The sequence below is a fragment of the Corynebacterium sp. KPL2830 genome (assembly GCF_040225635.1).
Lineage (GTDB): Bacteria > Actinomycetota > Actinomycetes > Mycobacteriales > Mycobacteriaceae > Corynebacterium.
The window spans coordinates 1-18,096 of the sequence record NZ_JBEHFR010000020.1; the positions used below are offsets into that span (position 1 = coordinate 1).

At 60.1% G+C, this 18,096-nt stretch carries 17 protein-coding genes and 1 tRNA gene; 15 read left to right on the forward strand and 3 right to left on the reverse strand.

The annotated features are described in order from the left end of the window. Positions 1–398: 398 nt before the first annotated feature. A complete protein-coding gene (locus tag ABRP87_RS07940; protein ID WP_349868271.1) occupies positions 399–1,328 on the forward strand; it encodes a DUF418 domain-containing protein in 930 nt (309 codons plus the stop codon). Position 1,329: 1 nt separating this feature from the next. Beyond that, positions 1,330–2,535, forward strand: coding sequence for a trypsin-like serine protease (locus ABRP87_RS07945; RefSeq protein ID WP_349868272.1), 1,206 nt, complete (start codon positions 1,330–1,332; stop codon positions 2,533–2,535). Here ABRP87_RS07945 and ABRP87_RS07950 read toward each other — a convergent pair. After that, entirely contained in the window at positions 2,532–3,560 is a 1,029-nt protein-coding gene (locus tag ABRP87_RS07950) for a prephenate dehydrogenase (protein WP_349868273.1), read from the reverse strand. The two genes, ABRP87_RS07945 and ABRP87_RS07950, sit on opposite strands and share 4 nt — an antisense overlap. A gap of 39 nt (positions 3,561–3,599) precedes the next feature. On the opposite strand from ABRP87_RS07950, the gene ABRP87_RS07955 reads away from it, so the two are divergent. From ABRP87_RS07955 to ABRP87_RS07970, 4 genes are all read left to right on the forward strand, one after another. Beyond that, positions 3,600–4,079 (forward strand): tRNA adenosine deaminase-associated protein, encoded by a 480-nt coding sequence (locus ABRP87_RS07955; RefSeq protein ID WP_023024959.1) that lies wholly within the window; start codon positions 3,600–3,602, stop codon positions 4,077–4,079. Next, positions 4,066–4,542 carry a nucleoside deaminase gene (locus tag ABRP87_RS07960; protein WP_349868274.1) on the forward strand — a complete coding sequence of 159 codons (477 nt, stop codon included), beginning with the start codon at positions 4,066–4,068 and terminating at the stop codon, positions 4,540–4,542. Before ABRP87_RS07955 ends, ABRP87_RS07960 begins: the two co-directional genes overlap by 14 nt. Before the next feature lie 47 nt (positions 4,543–4,589). Beyond that, positions 4,590–4,790, forward strand: coding sequence for a CsbD family protein (locus ABRP87_RS07965; protein ID WP_349853486.1), 201 nt, complete (start codon positions 4,590–4,592; stop codon positions 4,788–4,790). A 93-nt stretch (positions 4,791–4,883) separates the two neighbouring features. Further along, positions 4,884–4,971, forward strand: a tRNA-Ser gene (locus ABRP87_RS07970). 39 nt (positions 4,972–5,010) lie between these two features. Here the strand turns inward: ABRP87_RS07970 and ABRP87_RS07975 are convergent. Next, positions 5,011–5,514 (reverse strand): hypothetical protein, encoded by a 504-nt coding sequence (locus ABRP87_RS07975; RefSeq protein WP_349868275.1) that lies wholly within the window; start codon positions 5,512–5,514, stop codon positions 5,011–5,013. 120 nt (positions 5,515–5,634) lie between these two features. Between ABRP87_RS07975 and ABRP87_RS07980 the strand changes: the two genes are divergently transcribed. From ABRP87_RS07980 to tgt, 9 genes are all read left to right on the forward strand, one after another. Next, complete coding sequence (locus tag ABRP87_RS07980) at positions 5,635–7,530, forward strand: HtaA domain-containing protein (RefSeq protein ID WP_349868276.1); 1,896 nt, start codon at positions 5,635–5,637, stop codon at positions 7,528–7,530. Positions 7,531–7,540: 10 nt separating this feature from the next. Further along, positions 7,541–8,587, forward strand: a complete 1,047-nt coding sequence (locus ABRP87_RS07985; protein ID WP_349868277.1) for a heme/hemin ABC transporter substrate-binding protein — start codon at positions 7,541–7,543, stop codon at positions 8,585–8,587. Next, entirely contained in the window at positions 8,580–9,617 is a 1,038-nt protein-coding gene (locus ABRP87_RS07990; protein WP_349868278.1) for a FecCD family ABC transporter permease, read from the forward strand. The genes ABRP87_RS07985 and ABRP87_RS07990 overlap by 8 nt, the downstream gene beginning before the upstream one ends. Then, entirely contained in the window at positions 9,617–10,411 is a 795-nt protein-coding gene (locus ABRP87_RS07995) for a heme ABC transporter ATP-binding protein (protein WP_349868279.1), read from the forward strand. Before ABRP87_RS07990 ends, ABRP87_RS07995 begins: the two co-directional genes overlap by 1 nt. After that, on the forward strand, positions 10,404–11,462 hold the full coding sequence (locus ABRP87_RS08000) for an HtaA domain-containing protein (RefSeq protein WP_349868280.1): 1,059 nt from the start codon (positions 10,404–10,406) through the stop codon (positions 11,460–11,462). Before ABRP87_RS07995 ends, ABRP87_RS08000 begins: the two co-directional genes overlap by 8 nt. Before the next feature lie 232 nt (positions 11,463–11,694). Beyond that, positions 11,695–12,336 carry a biliverdin-producing heme oxygenase gene (locus ABRP87_RS08005; RefSeq protein WP_349868281.1) on the forward strand — a complete coding sequence of 214 codons (642 nt, stop codon included), beginning with the start codon at positions 11,695–11,697 and terminating at the stop codon, positions 12,334–12,336. An 87-nt stretch (positions 12,337–12,423) separates the two neighbouring features. Further along, a complete protein-coding gene (locus ABRP87_RS08010) occupies positions 12,424–13,284 on the forward strand; it encodes an HtaA domain-containing protein (protein ID WP_349868282.1) in 861 nt (286 codons plus the stop codon). Positions 13,285–13,512: 228 nt separating this feature from the next. Then, positions 13,513–16,173, forward strand: coding sequence for an MMPL family transporter (locus ABRP87_RS08015; RefSeq protein ID WP_349868283.1), 2,661 nt, complete (start codon positions 13,513–13,515; stop codon positions 16,171–16,173). Further along, a complete protein-coding gene (tgt, locus tag ABRP87_RS08020) occupies positions 16,170–17,426 on the forward strand; it encodes a tRNA guanosine(34) transglycosylase Tgt (protein ID WP_349868284.1) in 1,257 nt (418 codons plus the stop codon). Before ABRP87_RS08015 ends, tgt begins: the two co-directional genes overlap by 4 nt. Here tgt and ABRP87_RS08025 read toward each other — a convergent pair. Next, positions 17,402–18,094 (reverse strand): queuosine precursor transporter, encoded by a 693-nt coding sequence (locus tag ABRP87_RS08025; protein ID WP_349868285.1) that lies wholly within the window; start codon positions 18,092–18,094, stop codon positions 17,402–17,404. The two genes, tgt and ABRP87_RS08025, sit on opposite strands and share 25 nt — an antisense overlap. Positions 18,095–18,096 lie beyond the last annotated feature (2 nt).

Sequence of the window (18,096 nt, forward strand, 5' to 3'; positions counted from 1 at the left end):
AACATAGCCCGCCCACTCGGGTGGACAGGCTATGAATCTTCGGTGCCCTGGGGTGGAACTGCTAACAACGTAATGGGTAATCGTTTATCTATAGCAAAATGCCAGTTAAATGCGGGTTTATAGGATGAATTAATTGCGCGTAGTTGGCAGTGATGTGCGCTGCGGTAGACCCTCCGGGGTGTGTTGCGTCTGGGAAGTTGGGTGAAATTGTGTGTGGCTGGCGGGAAAGTGGGGCTGCAGGATTGGCTAGTCCTATGACGGCATTTATAAGGTACAGGACATGTAAAGTGTTGATACAGCAACCTCCCAGACTCGCGTTGTAGAAAAAGAGAGTCGTTAAAAACATGGGCCGTGGTGGAGACCGCTGCGTCCCATCACATCGTGAAGGAGAGTGCTAGGTGAGTACATCATCGCGCATCGTTGGGCTGGATTTGGCTCGTTCGCTTGCCATTATTGGCATGATTATTTTGCACATGGCCTCGTTGGTATGGAGCACCAAGGTCATATTGTCGGGCCTTCCGGCCGCCCTATTTGCCATTGTCGCCGGCGTGACGATGATGCTCATTGGCAAGAACTACTCCGTACAGACGCTGCTGCGCCTGATTTCCCGTGGCGCCATCATTACGCTTATCGGACTGGCACTGCTTCCGGTCGGCGGGCAGATTCAGGTCGTGCTCGTTGCCATGGGTATCACCATGATGGTGGTCTCCTGGGTACCGCCGCTGAACGTGTGGTGGAAGCTGGCCCTGTTCTTCGTCGCCGCCATCGCCTCAACCGTGCACTACGCGCCGTTTACCCTGCCGCAGGTCTATCCGCTGCTGGCATGGATCGCGTATTTCATCGCCGGCATGCTGCTCTTTGAGGTCTACATCCGCCCAGGTAGCTTCCGCACGGCGTTGCAATGGATTGTTACTGCGGTCAGCGCGGTGATTGCCGCGGTTGGCACCTACTTCCGCTTCGAGCCGGATATTCCCAGCTGGCTGCGCTTTACCGGCCACACCGGTGTCGCGGGCGAAATCCTGCTCTCCGTTGCAGTGGCTGCCGTGGTGCTGCACCTGTGCCTGCTCATCGGCAGCGCGGTACCCAAGCTCGTCTACCCCTTGGCCGCAATGGGCACGATGTCCCTGACCGTGTATGTCTTGCACGTGCTCTCCGCTTATTACTGGCAAAGCCACATCTCACTGCACAACACCGCGTGGGCGTGGGCATTTATTGGCCTGTTCCTCGTGCTTGCCACCATCTGGCGGAAATTCCTGGGCCAAGGCCCGCTTGAAAAGGCCGTCTCCACCGCCGTTAAACTCGCCGTTCCTGCTGGAAAGAAGGACTAACATGTCGCGTAAATTTGCTACCGCTTTGACCACCGCTGGCATCATCGGGATGTTGGCGGCCCCCGCCAGCGCCCTTGAGCACGGCGAACCCGCCCCCGATAACGCCGAGTCCCAGACCGTCGCCGCGCTCAAAATGGGTCGGATAGGCAACTTCGGCGACTGCACCGGCACGCTGGTGGATAAGCAGTGGGTGCTTACCGCCCGCCACTGCCTGGAGTCCGTCAATAACGAAGGCACCCAGGCCCGCCTGGGAGGCAAGGTCTATGACGCGGATTCGTGGGCGCTATCCCCGCTTTCCGATGCCGGATTGCTCCACCTCACCGAGCCCGTTACCGATATCAAGCCGGCCAAGATCTCCACCGATATTCCAGAGACCGGCGACCTTGGCACCTTATATGGCTGGAGCAGCAGCTCCTCCATGGCGCGCAAGGGCCAGCTGCCGATGGCAGAGATGAAGGTCTCCGAAATCCTGGGCGGCGGGCCAAGCGATGACTCCGCACAGAAGCCAGGCGCCGACAAGGAAGCCCCAGAAGGCTACGAGTCCGTGCCCGCTGAGGAAGCCATGCCCGGCCTCAAGATGCCAAGCGGCTCCAAGCCGGATGCAGACATGAAGGTCCCTGAAGGCTACGAATCCGTGCCCGCCGAAGAGGCCATGCCCGGCCTTAAAATGCCGGGATCTGGTTCGGGATCGGATAAGCCCAAGCTGGTCTCGCCGGGTGCCACCAAGCCGGGAGCCGAGCAGCCGCAGGTTGTCAAGCCAGACGGCAACGGTGGGGAAGTAATGCAGCCTGGCCAAGGCGGCATGCCCCCGATGATCAGCAGCCCGATCCTCGATGTCCACTCCACCGGTAATGCCGGCATGCAGGGTGGCGATTCCGGCGGACCGTTCTTTGTTAACGGAAAGCTTGCGGGCCTCGCTACCGCGGGTACCTCCAATGCGGACCCGGATCTGCCCTCCCCAAGCGCGGCTATCACCACGCTCGCAGGCACCAAGGACTGGGTAGACGGCGTGATCAGCGGCAAGGATAAGGACGCCATCTTGACCGCAGAGACCACGCCTACTCCGCAGGCAACGCCGCAAACCAGCGGTGACCGCCCGTGGATCTACTTCACGGTAGCGGCCATTGGCCTAATCGGTGCCGCAGCGGCCGCGCGCACCTTCGCTAACGGTGCTGGCAACGGTGCCGCCCGCACGTCGCGCCGCTAAAAAATCTCGATGCGCCCACCCAAGGACTCGGTTTGGCGGAGCTGCGCCACCCACTTCGGGCCGCCGGGGTGCAGGCGCAACACCGGCCGGGAGGAAATCTTGACCGGGGAGACCGATTCCTTGCGCGCACCCGACCTGGCCTCGATGCGGGTGCGGGCGCGGTAGCCGGCATCGGCAAGCTCAGCGATGGAAGGCTCGGGGGCGGCGAGCTTCTCCCGGGCATCGTGAAGCAGCTCCAGCGCCTCATCCAGGGCCTCCACCAGGGCCGGGGCATTGGTCTCGCACATCTGCCGCACGAGATCCGGGCGGGTGCTTGCCACCCGGGTCGCATCCTTGAAGGAACCGGCGGCCAGGGACTGCGCCAAAATGCCGCCATTATCGCCCACCGTGGCGAGGGTCTCCGCAAAAATATGCGGCAAGTGGGAAATGCGGGCGACCGCGGCATCGTGGTTGGCCACGCGGATGGGCACGGCCTCTGCATGCACCATCTGGGTCATGCGCACGACGTCCGTAAAAGTCTCAATCCATTTCTTAGGAATCTTTTCCCCGCGCGCCTCATACTCGGCAGCGTAATCGTAGGTAATGCCCCACGCGGCGCGGCGGAAAAGCCCCGTCTGGGAGTGATCCCACCCAGATTTCGAGGTACCCGCCATGGGGTGCCCGCCCACGTAGTGATCCTCCATGCCGCGGTCACAAACCTGCTGGCGCACGGGAGTCTTTACGGAGACCACGTCCGTGATGCCGCAGCTAGGGGCGTGTTCCTGAATGGCATCCAAGACGCTGCCCACCGCGGTCATGGGAACGGCGATCACAATGAGCGCCTCTTCAATCTCGGCGCGGTTAAGCACCGCCGGCAAGTCATCATTGACGTCAAAGCCCTGCTTGACTGCGGTGCGGGCGGCGGACGTCGAGTGGTTGTATCCAAATACGTCGTGGTTATAGCCCGCGAGATCGCGCAGCAAGGAACCACCAATGAGGCCGAGGCCGATAATGCAGATGGGGCGTTGAACATCTTGAGAACTCACGGTGACAATTGTGGCACAACACGACTAATCTCACGAGGTATGAGCAACGAAAATTACTCTTTCGCGGTTACCGTCGCCCGCAACGAGGGACAATGGGTCGTGCGCAGCTTCGATGATGACTTTGAGGATCCGCAAACCTCCATCACCGCAGTGCGCTCCCTGCGCTCCGAAGGCGCAGCTTTCGCCCTTCTCTGCGTCGAAGACGCCTACTTCATTGCCGTGCGGCCCGTGCCCGGTGGGGTGAAAATGCTAATTTCAGACGCCACCTACGGCGTTGACGATGACTTTGCCGCGGACTTCATGGAGCTCAATGACTACGAGATTCCAGACGTGGACCCGGAAGAGGCTGACCCCTACGGTGAGGGCGATTTCGATATCTTCGCTGACCTGGGCCTATCCGAGGACCAGGTGGGCTACATCATCGACGATGAGGACGATTGGCCCTCCGACATGCTCCTGCGCATCGCCGGCGACCTGGGCTTTGGGGATGAGCTAGAAGACGTCATTGATAACGCCTAAGCCCCTGCAGCGCGCGCAGGAACGGATGCGGCGCGCCCTCGCGGTGGCGCGCCAGACCCCCGCCGGGGATGTGCCGGTTGGGGCGGTGCTTTATGATGCCGCCGGCCGCGAGCTCGCCACCGGCGTCAACCGCCGCGAGCAATTGCGCGATCCCACCGCCCACGCCGAGGTCGAGGCGATCCGCCAGGCGGTGCGCATCCATGGCGATGGCTGGCGCTTGACCGGCTGCGAGCTCGTGGTTACCTTGGAGCCCTGCGCCATGTGCGCCGGCGCCCTGCAAGCCGCGCGGATAAGCTCGCTGGTATTTGGCGCCTTTGAGCCAAAGACGGGTGCGTGCGGCTCGCTTATCGATGTCCTGCGTGCCCCCACCGCACCCTTCACCCCACAGGTCCGCGGTGGCGTCCTCGAAGAAGACTGCGTGGCGTTGCTAGAAAAATTCTTCACCACATTGCGCGAAAAGTGAGTATAGTTGCTGTCACACTGTAAGCGACTCATTTAAGGAGAGAGATAATGGGCGATTTGGAAAACAAGAAGGACGACCTCGCAGGCAAGGCAAAGGAAGCTGTCGGCGAGGCAACCGGTAACGAAGACGTAGCCAACGAAGGCAAGGCCGACCAGGTCGTTTCCGACGCTAAGGACAAGCTGTCCGATGCTGCTGACAACATCAAGGACAAGGCCAACGACATCATCGGTGGCCTGAAGAAGGACTAATTTTATAGTCCCTCCATAGCGAAATCGCTGCGCTGGCTTAATGCTGACGCGGCGATTTTGTTGCATCGGGGGTCCTCCCGTAATCTGGAACGCGGTGGCGTGTCCGAGCGGCCGAAGGTGATCGCCTCGAAAGCGATTGTTGGGTAACCCCCAACCGCGGGTTCAAATCCCGCCGCCACCGCGCAAGGCCCCGACCTGTTAATGCAGGTCGGGGCCTATTTTAGTTTTTCTCCGCCAGGGAGATATGGGGTGTTGGGGTAGCTAAAGCGTCCTGCTTTGCGCGTGCAGCCCGCGCGCGGCGGCGCTGCAGGGTGGGGAGGAACCACGTTGCGATGGCCGCGATGACAGCAATAATGCCCGCGCTCCACGCGAGGTATTTCACGGGGGTAAACCACCACGCCAGGGCCGCGATTATTGCGATGACGATCCATACGGCGGGCACGAGGAGGCTGGGTTGTTCGGCCCACGGTTCCCGGGGGAATCGGCTACGGGCCTCTGCGCGGATGCGGCGTGGCGTTTTACGGGCAAGTGCCAAGGAACAGGCAACCACAGAGGCCAAGCCGATACCGGCGATGAGCAGGTTGCCGCTTACGCCGCCGAACATAAATACGCCGACGGAAAGAGCTAAGGATAAGCGTTCACCAATCGTGAGTGGGAAGTTCTGCGTGGGATCCACATCTGGATAGATGCTGGTGAAGATGTCTTTGCGGGGGTCGTTTTGCATTCTTTGCTTCTTATAGGGGTGGTTTATTGACAATCGGAAGAAGTTAGGTCAGGATACACTTACTTCACTAAGGCAAGCTTAGCCTATATGATTTTTAGGCACGAAAACAAGGTTCTTAATATGATTGGAAAACTGTGTAAGTCGGCGTTCGGCATCATCGTCGCTGCTTTTCTCGTCGCGGCATTCGCCCCACTTCTGTCATCTGCCCCAGTTGCCCACGGAGATGAATCCTGCACATGGAAATGGGGCATCAAGCAGTCATTCCGCAGCTACGTCAAAGGCAATATCGCCCACGGTGGATGGGGCGCCAACGGCATTGGATTTACAGGCGACGAACAGGGCGATGGTGCGTTCGTCTTTACCCCAGGAAAGCCCGATGCGTCTGGTGGAAACGTCACGATACCGTTCAACGGAACGCTGAACTTTACCGGCCACGATGGGGTCCTGGACATGACGATGTCGGACTTCAAGGTCAAGGCCTCTGGTAAACAGGCGCAGATTTCCGTGGACTACGTCTCCTATGAGATGAACCGCCAAGACCTCAGCCGCGGTAAAAAGATCCAAGGCAATGATGAGGTAATCGCCACCATTGATCTGGCCAACCCCGTCGAAGATGGTGCCGGGAAGGTTGATTTGTCTGGATCTACCGCTCTGACCTCCGGCGGGGCCAAGCTATTTACCGGCTTCTACCAGCCGGGCGAAGCCTTAGATCCGTCCTCTGGCAGCATTGCGCTTGATGGCTCGTGCGCCGGATCTGGTTCCGGATCTGGCTCCGGTTCCGGTTCCGGTGAGAACCGCCCATTGACGTCTATTACGGGTTCCTTCACGGGCTTTAACAAGGAAGCCATGGACATCCTGTCTGAAACCAATGACACGATGAACGGGATTACTACGTTCATGGGCAATACCCAGGCGTTCCTGGATGAGTTGGAGTCTTTCAACAATCGGGGTGGATCGAACTCGAATTCGGGTGGTTCCACTTCGGGTACGTCGAACTCCACTGGAGGAAACTCAGCTTCTACTAACTCTGCAGCGGGAAATCCATCACCGAGCAACTTTGGTTCGGGCGGAGGCGGCGGTGCCTCAGGAACTGGCAAAGCAGCGGGATCTGGTCCTGCGCACTCTGGATCTGCGAACTCCGGTGCCCCTAGCTCAGGTAGTTCGGGCGAGGAAGGATCTGGCGGGGACGATGCCGTCTGTGAGGCCACTGGTGTAACTCAAGCCACCGCTCAGTGGGGGTTAAAGAAATCCTTCCAGTCCTATATCACCGGATCCATTGCTCAGGGCCGATGGGATCTCTCTGGTGTTGGCTATGACAATGGGCGCTTCCAATTCACTGGTAACTCCGGTGCCGTAAAAGATGGCGCGGGCTCCGTGCAATATGGCGGAAGCATGCAGTTCACCGGGCACCACGGCAAGTTGGACCTCAACATCGCCAACCTGGAAATCACCTTTAACGGCAATTCTGGCGAGCTCATCGCTGACGTGCGCTCTTCCAATATGGAAGGCAAAAAGAAAGACTTTGGACGCACTGTTATTGGCACCTTGAACTTCAATTCCCTCGACGTTGGCACGGACGCAGTGTCCGGTGAAGCTGCGGTATCGCTTTCTGAAGCCGGTTCCCAGGCACTCGCTGAGTTCTATGAACCAGGCACCCAGTTGGATCCGTTGAGCTTCCACGCCACCTTGGGCGGAAGCGCTGATTGCGGCGCCGTATCCGGTGGCGGCGGCTCTAGCTCCGGTTCTGGATCCGGCGGATCCGGCGGATCTGGCGCAGGCGGAAATGGAAAGGGAACCCCTGGTTCCAAAGGCGGCGCGCATGCCGCAGCCGGGGACCCAGTGCTAGCCGGTGACTCGGGGCAGGGATACGAGGACGGATCGAACAAATTCAAGGTCAAATCCGCGACGTCTCCCGGCGGGAGCCTAGAAAACCCGACCACCTATCTACTGCTCTTCATCGTCGGATTGATCATCGCCGGTGGCTCCACCAGCCGGCTTGTCATGAACAACTCTTAGAAAGATTGCCGTGAAACTCGTTCTTCGTTTCCTCGTACCATTCCTGTGCGTCTTCAGCCTTACCGCGTGCGGTGTGCAGGGAAGCTATACCGATCAGCTGCCGGATCCCGCCGATCTCTCGGACCCCAGGTCCTTTGAAGGCGTCAGTGACGTCAAGGACTTTGACGATATCGAGCCGGTTACTGATAAGGCAGAGCCGGCGCTTCCGGTGGAGCTTACCGATGCCGATGGTAATGACGTCACCGTCACCGATGCCTCCCGCATCCTGGCTTTGGATATCTATGGCACCTATACCAAGACCCTTAGCGGCTTGGGGCTTGCGGATAATATCGTCGGCCGCACAGTTTCTTCTACCGAACCTAACCTGGCGGATCTCCCGGTGGTGACCGAAGGCGGCCACAACATCAACGTGGAGGCGGTGCTGGAGCTCCAGCCGACGCTCGTCATTGTGGATCATTCCATTGGCCCGCGCGATGCCATCGATCAAATCCGCGCGGCGGGTGTCACCACCGTGGTGATGGAACCTGAGCGCACCATCGATTCTGTGGGCGAGGACATCACCGCGCTTGGCGATGCCCTCGGCTTGCCCGACGAAGCACGCGAGCTGGCGGATCGTTCCACCAAAGAAATCGACGAGGCAAAGGAAGCCATCAAGGAACTCGTTCCCGATGATCCGATGCGGATGGCGTTCCTCTATGCGCGCGGAAACGGCGGCGTCTTCTTCATCATGGGTGACGGCACCGGTGCACAAGACCTGATTGAAGGCATCGGCGGCGTGGATCTGGCGGCAGAAAACAACCTTTCTCATGCAGAACCCGCTAACGCGGAGGCATTGGCGCGCATCAACCCGGAGGTGATCATCATGATGACCAATGGCCTGGAATCCACCGGCGGAATTGATGGCTTGCTGGAGAGGCCTGGTGTTGCTCAGACCACCGCCGGCCAGAAGAAGCGCATCGTGACCATCCCGGACGGCCAGTCGTTGGCCTTTGGCCCTATGACCGGTCAGACGCTGGTGAAGCTAGCAAAGGCTGTGTATGACCCGGACAATGAGTAGGGACACGGATACCTTCGCGCGCCGCCGCACTCAGCGCGCCTGGGTATTCGTACTGCTGGGGATCCTCACCGTTCTCGCGGCGCTCATTTCCGTCGTGCTGGGGCAATACTATGTACCCCTGTCCGATCTCTTCCCCATTTTGGCAGCCGGGCACGGCGAGGATTCCTTGACCGCAAGCGTGGTGTGGGACATCCGCCTACCGCGTTTGGTATTAGGGCTTGTGGTGGGCGCGGCCTTGGGGGTGGCCGGCACGCTGATGCAGGCGGTATTTGCCAACCCCCTTGCAGAACCTTCCATCATCGGCGTTACCTCTGGTGCGGGCGTTGGTGCGGCCGTGGTTATTGTCTTCAATATCGAGTTCTTCGGTACCTTTACTGTTCCCGCGGCAGCCTTCCTGACCGCGTTGCTGGTTACCTTCATCATTTATCAGCTGGCGCGCTACAACGGGCGCGTGGCCGTGGTACACCTGATTCTCACCGGCATCGCCATCAATGCGGTATGCAACGCCATCATCTCCTTCATGGTGTACCTGGCGCCGACGGCCAACCGCGAAGCGATCGTCTTCTGGCAGATGGGCTCCCTCAACGGCTCGCAGTGGAAACACGTGTGGGCGGTACTTCCCATCGTGGTGGTAGGCCTCGCAGTGGCCCTGCGCCTGGGCAAGCAGCTAGACGTCCTCGCGCTCGGCGAGCGCGCCGCCGCGCATACCGGCGTGAACGTGCCGCGTCTGCGCATCGTGGCGATCGTGGCATCGGCAGTGCTGACCGCAGCGGCCGTTTCCTTCGCCGGCCTCATTGGCTTTGTGGGGCTCATCGTTCCCCACCTGCTGCGCAGCATCATCGGGCCAGAAAACCGCATCCTACTGCCCGCCTCCGCCCTGGGCGGCGCTGTGCTTATTGGTTTCGCCGACGTGGCAGCGCGCACGATGATTCCTTTTGCGGATCTTCCCATCGGCATTTTCACCGCTCTGGTGGGAGGTCCAACGTTCTTCATCTTGCTGCGCCGCATGATGCGCAAAGGAGTGCACTGATGATAAACGTCAAAGACTTAACCGTTCGGGTGGGGGAGCATACCCTTGTGGATCAAATGTCCTTTGCTGCCCAAGCGGGCGAAGTTACCGGGCTTATCGGTCCGAACGGTGCCGGTAAATCCACAGTACTTGCCGCCGTGGCTGGAGACATTGATTATTCCGGCGAGATCACCGTGGGTGGGCTATCGCCCAAGGCGCCAGCGCGAGAGCTCGCGCGCACGCGTGCGGTGATGCTCCAGGATGTCTCGGTGTCCTTTGAATTCCTCGTCCGGGATGTCGTGGCGATGGGGCGCCGCCCATGGGAAGGAACTGCCTATGCAGACCTTGACGATGACTTTATTGACGCCGCCCTCGATGCCGCCGGCGTTGCGCACCTAGCTGGCCGAGACATCAGCACGTTGTCTGGCGGTGAGCGCGCCCGCGCGGCCTTCGCACGCGTGCTTGCCCAAAATACCCCGGTTATCTTGCTCGATGAGCCAACGGCCGCGCTCGATATTCGGCACCAAGAACAACTGCTGGGTTCAGTCAAAGCCCTCGCCCGCGAGGCCGGTGTTGCCGTCCTCGTGGTGCTCCATGACCTCAACGCTGCAGCTGCATATTGCGATCGCGTCGTATGCCTGTCGTGCGGGGGATTAGCAGCCCAAGGGCGCGTAGATGAGGTCTTTACCAGTCCCACATTGTCTCAAGTGTATGGCTGGCCAATATCCGTCGATGGACTGCGGGTACATCCACAGCGTGCCACGCCCACCATCAACCCACTCTTTTCACATAAATTGGAGGATTTCCATGTTTAAGAAAGTAGTGGTCACCGCTCTCGCGGCGACCGCCCTTACCGTGCCACACGCTTCTGCGGAAGAAACCTGCACCATCGAATCCGGTTCCTTGAATTGGGGCATTAAGCACTCGTGGCGTTCCTACCTCAAATCCGGTTTCGCTGCTGGTGATTGGTCCACTAGTGGTCCAGTGACGCAAACCGGTGATCCTAAGGGGGAGGATTTCTCTTTCGGCTTCGACGTCGATCCTGCAACCTCTACGGTAACGGTAGATGAGGACGGCAATGTGGTGTCGTCCAACATCGAGAGCAAAGACTCTTCGATCACGTTCACCGGTCACCACGGCGCTCTACATTCCACGGTAGTGGCACCTTTCATCAAGACCTCCGGAAATCAAGCCCAGCTCGGTTCCGGCTACGAGGTCTATCACGTAGAGGGCAAGAATATGTTTCAATACACCGAGGACGACCGCATCGACGCCAATAAGCGCACCGGGGACGGGATCTTTGGCCACGGCACGGCGCAATGGACCAAGGAGGGCGATACACTCACCCTTTCCGCCAGCGATGTGCGGTACAAGGAGCAGCAGGGAACAAAAGATGGAAAAATCGAGGGCGTAGACCAACTTTTCATGGGCATGTATAGCTCAGAGAGCAAGCCTGAGCTTGATGATGCCCACTTAATCCTCAAGGTTTCCCCAGGCTGTGGCCAGAAGAAGGAAGAAACTCCGCAGAACGAACCTGCTCCGCAGCCGCCGGTAGCTTCGCCGGAAAAGGAAGAGAAGCCACAGAGTCAGCCACCGAAGGGTAATCCAGCGCCGCAATCACCAGCTACCTCGCAGATCCCGGCACCGCCGAAGAAGCCGGAGACCCCAAAGAGCCCCGAGACTTCGGAGTCTAAGAAGCCGGGAACCCAGAAACCAGAGGAGGACGCTCCCTCCGGTTCTAGCTTTGCCAAGGTGTGGAACTACATCTTGGGCGTGGTAACCATTGGCAGCATGTTTGCCATCCTTGGGCAGGCGTTTATAAAGTCGGGCGCCCTTGATAGCGTGCGTGCCCTTCTCCACCGATAAAAGCACCGCTGATCCAGGAATAGGGGGTCAGCTAAGCACGTTGTGCCGGCAGCCATCTCAACGCCACGCGCAAAACCCTTTTAAGGACGGTGCCGCGCCGTGCGCACCGCAGGCGGTGGGGTAGGGAGTTAGTCCTTTTGGTTGATTTCTCCCCACATGTCTTGTAAATAAGGGTTGCCTAACCTTAAATTTATATTTAGAAGTTAGGTAAGCGTTACTTTGGAGGAAGTCAGTGACTGTGACACTCAAGAAACCATTATCCGTCGCATTGCGCGAGGAGACCGCTCACGCCCACGAGAACGCGGAGGGCTCGGCGTTTATGCAGCGACTTATGTCAGGTCGGCTGAGTGCCGAGGCCGCTGCCGATCTGAGCGGCCAATTGTGGTTTGTCTATGAGTCTTTGGAGCGCGCCGTCCGCGGCGTGGCGCAAACTCCAATCGCCGGTGCGGTGGCCGATCCACGCTTGGAGCGGCGCTTCGCTCTAGAGGCGGATTTGGCGGCGCTCGTCGGCAGCGACTGGCGCGAAAAGATCCGGATCCTGCCGGCCACAGCATCCTACGTTGCCCGCCTAGAAGAAGTATCCGGCAGTGCGGTAGAAGTGGTGGCCCATCACTATGTCCGGTATCTCGGTGATGTCTCCGGCGGCCAGGTGATTGCCGCGCGCCTCGGCGCCCTCTATGACATCGAACCGGATGCGCTGAACTTTTATGACTTCAGCGCCATTGGCAAGATTCCGCCGTACCGCAAGGGTTACCGCGAACGCCTTGACGGCCTCATGCTAACCGCGGAACAGCGCGAGGCTTTGCTCTCGGAGGCGCAGCGCGCATTCGCCTTCAACTCGGGGATATTCGCCGAGCTTGATAAGCGCCACTGATTTACTTTTTCCAGTTTATTAATTAAGGTAAGGCTTGCCTAAAACCCTAAGGCAAAGCTTTACCACTGCTCTCAAGAGGAGAAATTCATGAAAACAACATCCGTCATCGCCGTTGGAGCGGTTGCACTCGGCGCCGTCACCGCACCGGTAGCCACTGCCGATGAGGCTCCAGCCGATGTCCCCGCCGTGGAATCCGGCCAACTGAACTGGCCCATCAAGGAATCCTTCATTCACCACGTGGACACCAACCCGCTTGCCAAAGGCATAATCAATACCACCGAAGGCGCGGAGAAGGTAGGAAAGGACTTCACCTTCCCCGTTGATGCGGCCCACACCACGCTGGATGCTGAGGGAAACGGCACTATTGGCACTCAGGGATCCGTGCAGATTCAAGGCTATCCAGGCCTCGGCCCTAATGGTTCCTACGGCGTCGATCTCACGTTCTCGGATATCAAGGTAGAAGTAGCAGGCCAAAACGCCACCATTACTGCGGATTATAAACTTACGGGCGCCTCCGGCCCGCTTAAGAACAAACCGGTTGAATTGTCTGGCGATGACGCCGCAATCTCTACCTTCACGCTTACTGAGCCCTTGGTGCCGGAAACCGGCAAGTCCTACGCCACAACTGATGCCCCCACCTCGCTGACCCAGACGGGCTCCGACATTTTCTTGGGCAAGTACCCGGTGGGGCAGCCGCTTGACGATGCCAACTCGGATCTCACCGTGGCCTTCGACGGTGCCTCCGAAAATGCTAAACCATCTGACCAGGTAACCCCAGGAAAGAAGCCTTCGGGCGACAACGCTGCAGCCGATGGCTCTTCTTTCCACGGTTCTTCCTTCGGCACACTAGGCGAGACCGTCGCTGCTGTTATCGAGCGGGTAAAGAAAATTAGCGCCTTCTTCTCTGACCTCGTTCTTCCTGGCCTGAGCTTGTCAAAGTACGTTTAAACAGCGAGCGCTCTCTCGCGGCCGTATTGCCTACGCCGCTCCGCCGTGGCCACCCGATCTAGTCCTTGACTGCATCGAATGGCCACGGTTCTTTTGGGCCCGCCGCCTTGGCATCGTCTGTGAATAAGGGCCGCACGGTGGCTAGGTAATAGGGAATAAGGGGCACGGCAACTACACTAGGGCGAAGTTAAATCCGTCCGACTACGCGAATGCGAAGGTACATTTTCCGTGGCTAAACTCCTCTACCGGCTCGGGCGCTGGTCTTTCCTCAATAAATGGAAGGTCATCGTCACCTGGGTGGTCCTGCTTGCCGCCGCCGGCGGCGCTACCGCCTTGTTGATGAAACCGATGACGAGCGAGTTCGCTATCAAAGGCACCCCGTCCATCGATGCCACCTACAAGACGATGGACCTCTTCCCAGAAGGCGGCAATCCCGCTAACTCACCGTCAGTGAACCTGGTGTTCCAGGCCCCGGAAGGCCAAAAGCTCTCGGATCCCGCCAATGAAAAGGCCATCGGTGAGGTCATCGCCCATCTCGAGGACAACCTGGAGATGGGCGATACCATGCGCTTTGGCAATCCCCTCGAGGTCTCGCCGCGGCTACAAGATCAGGTCATCCACCAGTTCACGGAGATAGGACTGCCGGAATCGTCCGCGCGTGCCGATGCCGATAACCTCGCGATGGTCAATGAGGATGAGACCATTGCCTATACCACCTTCAACTTCGATGCCGAATCGCCCTATAGCGTGGACCAGGCCGATAAGGACATCGTGACGGAAGCGATGGACATCGGCAGGCAGCAGGGGCTTACCGTTGAGGCCGGCGGCGCCGGGTTTGGCGATGAGATTCGGGTCAATTCCACCTCCGAGATCATCGGTCTTGGCGTGGCCTTCCTCGTGCTCATCTTTACCTTCGGCTCCCTGGTCGCTTCTGGAATGCCGCTGATTTCGGCCGTCATCGGGGTCGGCCTGGGCGCTTGCGGCATGCTGATTACCACGCACTGGATAGAGCTCAACAACATGACGCCGGTGCTGGCCATCATGATTGGCCTGGCGGTGGGCATCGACTATGCGCTGTTTATCCTGTCCCGCTACCGCGCCGAGCGCGCCCGCATGTCTGCCCCAGAAGCCGCCGGTATGGCGGCAGGAACGGCGGGCTCGTCCGTGGTCTTTGCCGGCACCACCGTCTTTACCGCGCTGTTTGCCCTGCTCATTGCGCGCATCGAATTCCTTACCGCCATGGGGCTTTCCGCCGCCGCAACCGTGGCCATCGCCGTCCTCGTCTCCCTCACGCTCATCCCCGCGATGCTCGGGTTTTTGGGGGATAAGGCGTTTAGCGGCCGCATCCCCGGCGTGGCCGGCAACCCTTCCCGCAAGGGAAAGGTGCGCCGCGGCCAGACCATGGGCAATCGCTGGGTACGGCTGGTACACAAGGTGCCTGGCTTGGCGATGGCCCTCGTCGTCCTCTCCCTCGGCGCCATGACCGCCCCCGTGCTCCACATGGAGTTGGCGCTGCCTGCCGATACCACCTCGAATCCCGATACCACTCAGCGCAAGGCCGCCGACCTGATGGCCGAGGGCTTCGGCCCCGGCGTCAACGGGCCATTCCTCGCGGTTGTCGATGCCCACACCATCAACGCCAATTCCGCCGCGCTCGCCCCATTGGTGGCGGCCCAGGGCGGAGATGGCGGACCCGAAGAAGGCGCCGGCGAGCCGCCCGCCGATAACCCGGAGGATCATGCGCCTGACAACGCGCCTGAGCCCGCGCCCAACGAGGCGCCCGACCAGCCGGCGGACCAGCCAGCCGACCAGCCCGGCGAACACCCCGCCGAGCCGCCAGCAGAACAACCGGCAGAACAGCCCGGCGAGCAACCTGCTGAGCCGGATATCGCCCCCGTCGCAGAGGTCGAGGACAAGGAAGAGGCCGCTGCGCCGAAGAGCGCCGAGGACAAGGCGGCACTGGCGTCCTTCCTCTACACCGCGGACCAACTGAAGACGCTCGGCGGAGTAAAGCACGCGCAAATTGTTTCGGTCAGCGAAGACCAGCGCGCGGCACAAATTATGGTGACCCCGGAAACCTCGCCAACGGAAGCCGCAACCATTAATGCCGCGCACGCCCTGCGCTCTGCCACAAAGCAGATCGAAGGCACCACCGGCACCGAGATCGGCCTGACGGGCCTGACCGCCGTGCAGCTGGACATCACCGAGCGCCTCCGCGATGCCATGGCACCGTACCTCAGCATCGTTGTGGGGCTGGCGATCGTGCTGCTGCTCGTTGTATTCCGGTCCCTCCTGGTGCCGCTGGTGGCGGGCTTGGGCTTCCTGCTTTCGGTTGGCGGCGCCTTCGGACTGACGGTACTGGTATGGCAAGACGGCCTGTGGGGCCTCGTCCCGGGCCCCGGCCCGCTGCTGTCGTTCATGCCGATCTTCCTCATCGGCGTGACCTTTGGCCTGGCCATGGACTACCAGGTCTTCCTGGTCACCCGCATGCGCGAGCACATCGCGCGGCACCCGCAGGGCACGTCGGGGCCCTATAATGCCGTCGACGAGGCCACCATCACCGGCTTTACCCAGGGCGCGCGCGTGGTGACGGCCGCGGCCATCATCATGATTTCGGTCTTCGTGGCCTTTATCAACCAGCCGCTGCCGTTCATCCAGATCTTCGGCTTTGCCTTGGCGGCGGGCGTGCTTTTCGATGCCTTCTTTGTCCGCATGACCCTCGTCCCCGCCTCCATGTTCCTCATGGGCCGCGCTACGTGGTGGATGCCCAAGTGGCTGGATAAGATCCTGCCCACCGTAGACATCGAAGGCACCGCGCTTGAGGAAGAATGGGAAGCACAACACGCGGATGACAGCCAGAAGACCAGGGAAGAGGAAGATAAGGAATGAAGGACTTAAGTTTCGACATCGATAAGCGCCTGCCCGAAGGCCCCGGCAAGCATGGCCGCAGCGGTGCTATCCACACCCCGCACGGCGATATCGCCACCCCGGCCTTTATCCCAGTGGCGACCAAGGCCACGGTGAAGACGCTGACGCCGGAGCAGATTCGCGCCACCGGAACGCAGGCGATTTTGTCCAATGCCTATCACCTCTACCTGCAGCCGGGCCACGACATCGTGGACGAGGCCGGCGGCGTGGCGAAATTCGAGAACTGGCACGGGCCGACCTATACCGATTCCGGCGGATTCCAGGTGATGTCTTTGGGCGTGGGCTTTAAAAAGGTCATCGCCATGGACTTGGCGGATCTCACCGAAAAGGATATTCGGGCCGCGAAAAGGGAGCGCATGGCCAAGGTGGATGAGGAAGGCGTGGACTTCCGCTCGATTATCGATGGCTCCAAGCACCGCTTTACGCCCGAAAAGTCCATGCAGATTCAGCACGGGCTGGGCGCGGATATCATGTTCGCCTTCGACGAGCTGACCACGCTCATTGATTCGCGCACCTACCAGGAAGAATCCGTCGCCCGCACGCACCGGTGGGCGCAGCGGTGCCTGGAAGAACACGACCGCCTTACCCGCGAGCGCTACCACCGCCCGAAGCAATCGCTGTGGGGCGTGGTGCAGGGCGCGCAATACGAGGACCTGCGCCGCCAAGCCACCCGCGGCCTCTTGGACCTGGACCGCGCCGCGCGGGAGAAGGGCCAGCGCGGTTTCGGCGGCTTCGGCATCGGCGGCGCGCTGGAAAAGCAGAACCTCGGCACCATCGTGGGCTGGGTCTGCGATGAACTGCCGGACGATAAACCGCGCCACTTGCTCGGCATCTCCGAGCCCGATGACATCTTCACCGCGGTCGAAGCCGGCGCCGATACCTTCGATTGCGTCGCGCCAACCCGCCTAGCCCGCCGCGGCGGCGTCTACACACTCGATGGCCGCCTCAACCTCACCAATGCGCGGTTCAAGCGGGACTTTTCGGGCATTGACGAGGAGTTCGGCGGCTACGTCACGGAGAACTACTCGCGCGCCTACTTGCACCACCTGCTCAAGGCGAAGGAATTTTTGGCCGGCACGCTGTGCACTATCCACAACGTGGAATTCATGGTGCGGTTAGTGGACAATATCCGCGCAGCGATCAACGGCGGCTACTACGAGGACTACCGCGATGAATTCCTGGGCCGCTACTACGCGGCGTCGAAGGCGCGGTAATCCTCGCGCTTTTTCACCAGCTTGATAACCGTGGAGGTAATGGGCAAGAGGACGACCTCAATCAGCGTCTTCCACACAAAGCCCACCACCACGTAGTTGATGAACCCGCTCGTGGTGTCGATGCCGATGACGGGCGCGGCGATGGCGCAAAACAGCAAGGTATCGCCAAACTCGCCCACCACGGTGGAGGCGATCAGCCGGGAGAAAAGGCCCTTTTCGCCGCTGCGCTTCTTCATCGCAGTCAGCGTCCACGCGTTGAGCAGCTGGCCCACCAGGTAGCCGGCCAGGGAGGCCAAAACGATGCGCGGCACCAAGCCCAGCGTGGCGGCGAAGGCCTCCTGGCCCTCATAGAAATCCGCTGCGGGCAGCCAGATGGCGATGTAGAAACACACGACGGTGAGCAGGGCCATCGCAAAGCCGATGTAGATGGCGCGCCGGGTGGATTTGAAGCCGTAGCACTCGGATAAAACGTCGCCCACGATATAGGCCAGCGGAAAGAGGAAGAAGGCGCCGTCGGTCACGAGCGGGCCGAGCTGGACGCCCTTGGTGGCGTTGATATTAGAAATCAAAAACGTCACGACGAAAATGGTGACGAGCCAGGGATAAAGAGTGGAATGAACGGGGATAAAGCGCACTTGAGAGGAGGGGGATTTTTCCATGCCCACCATTG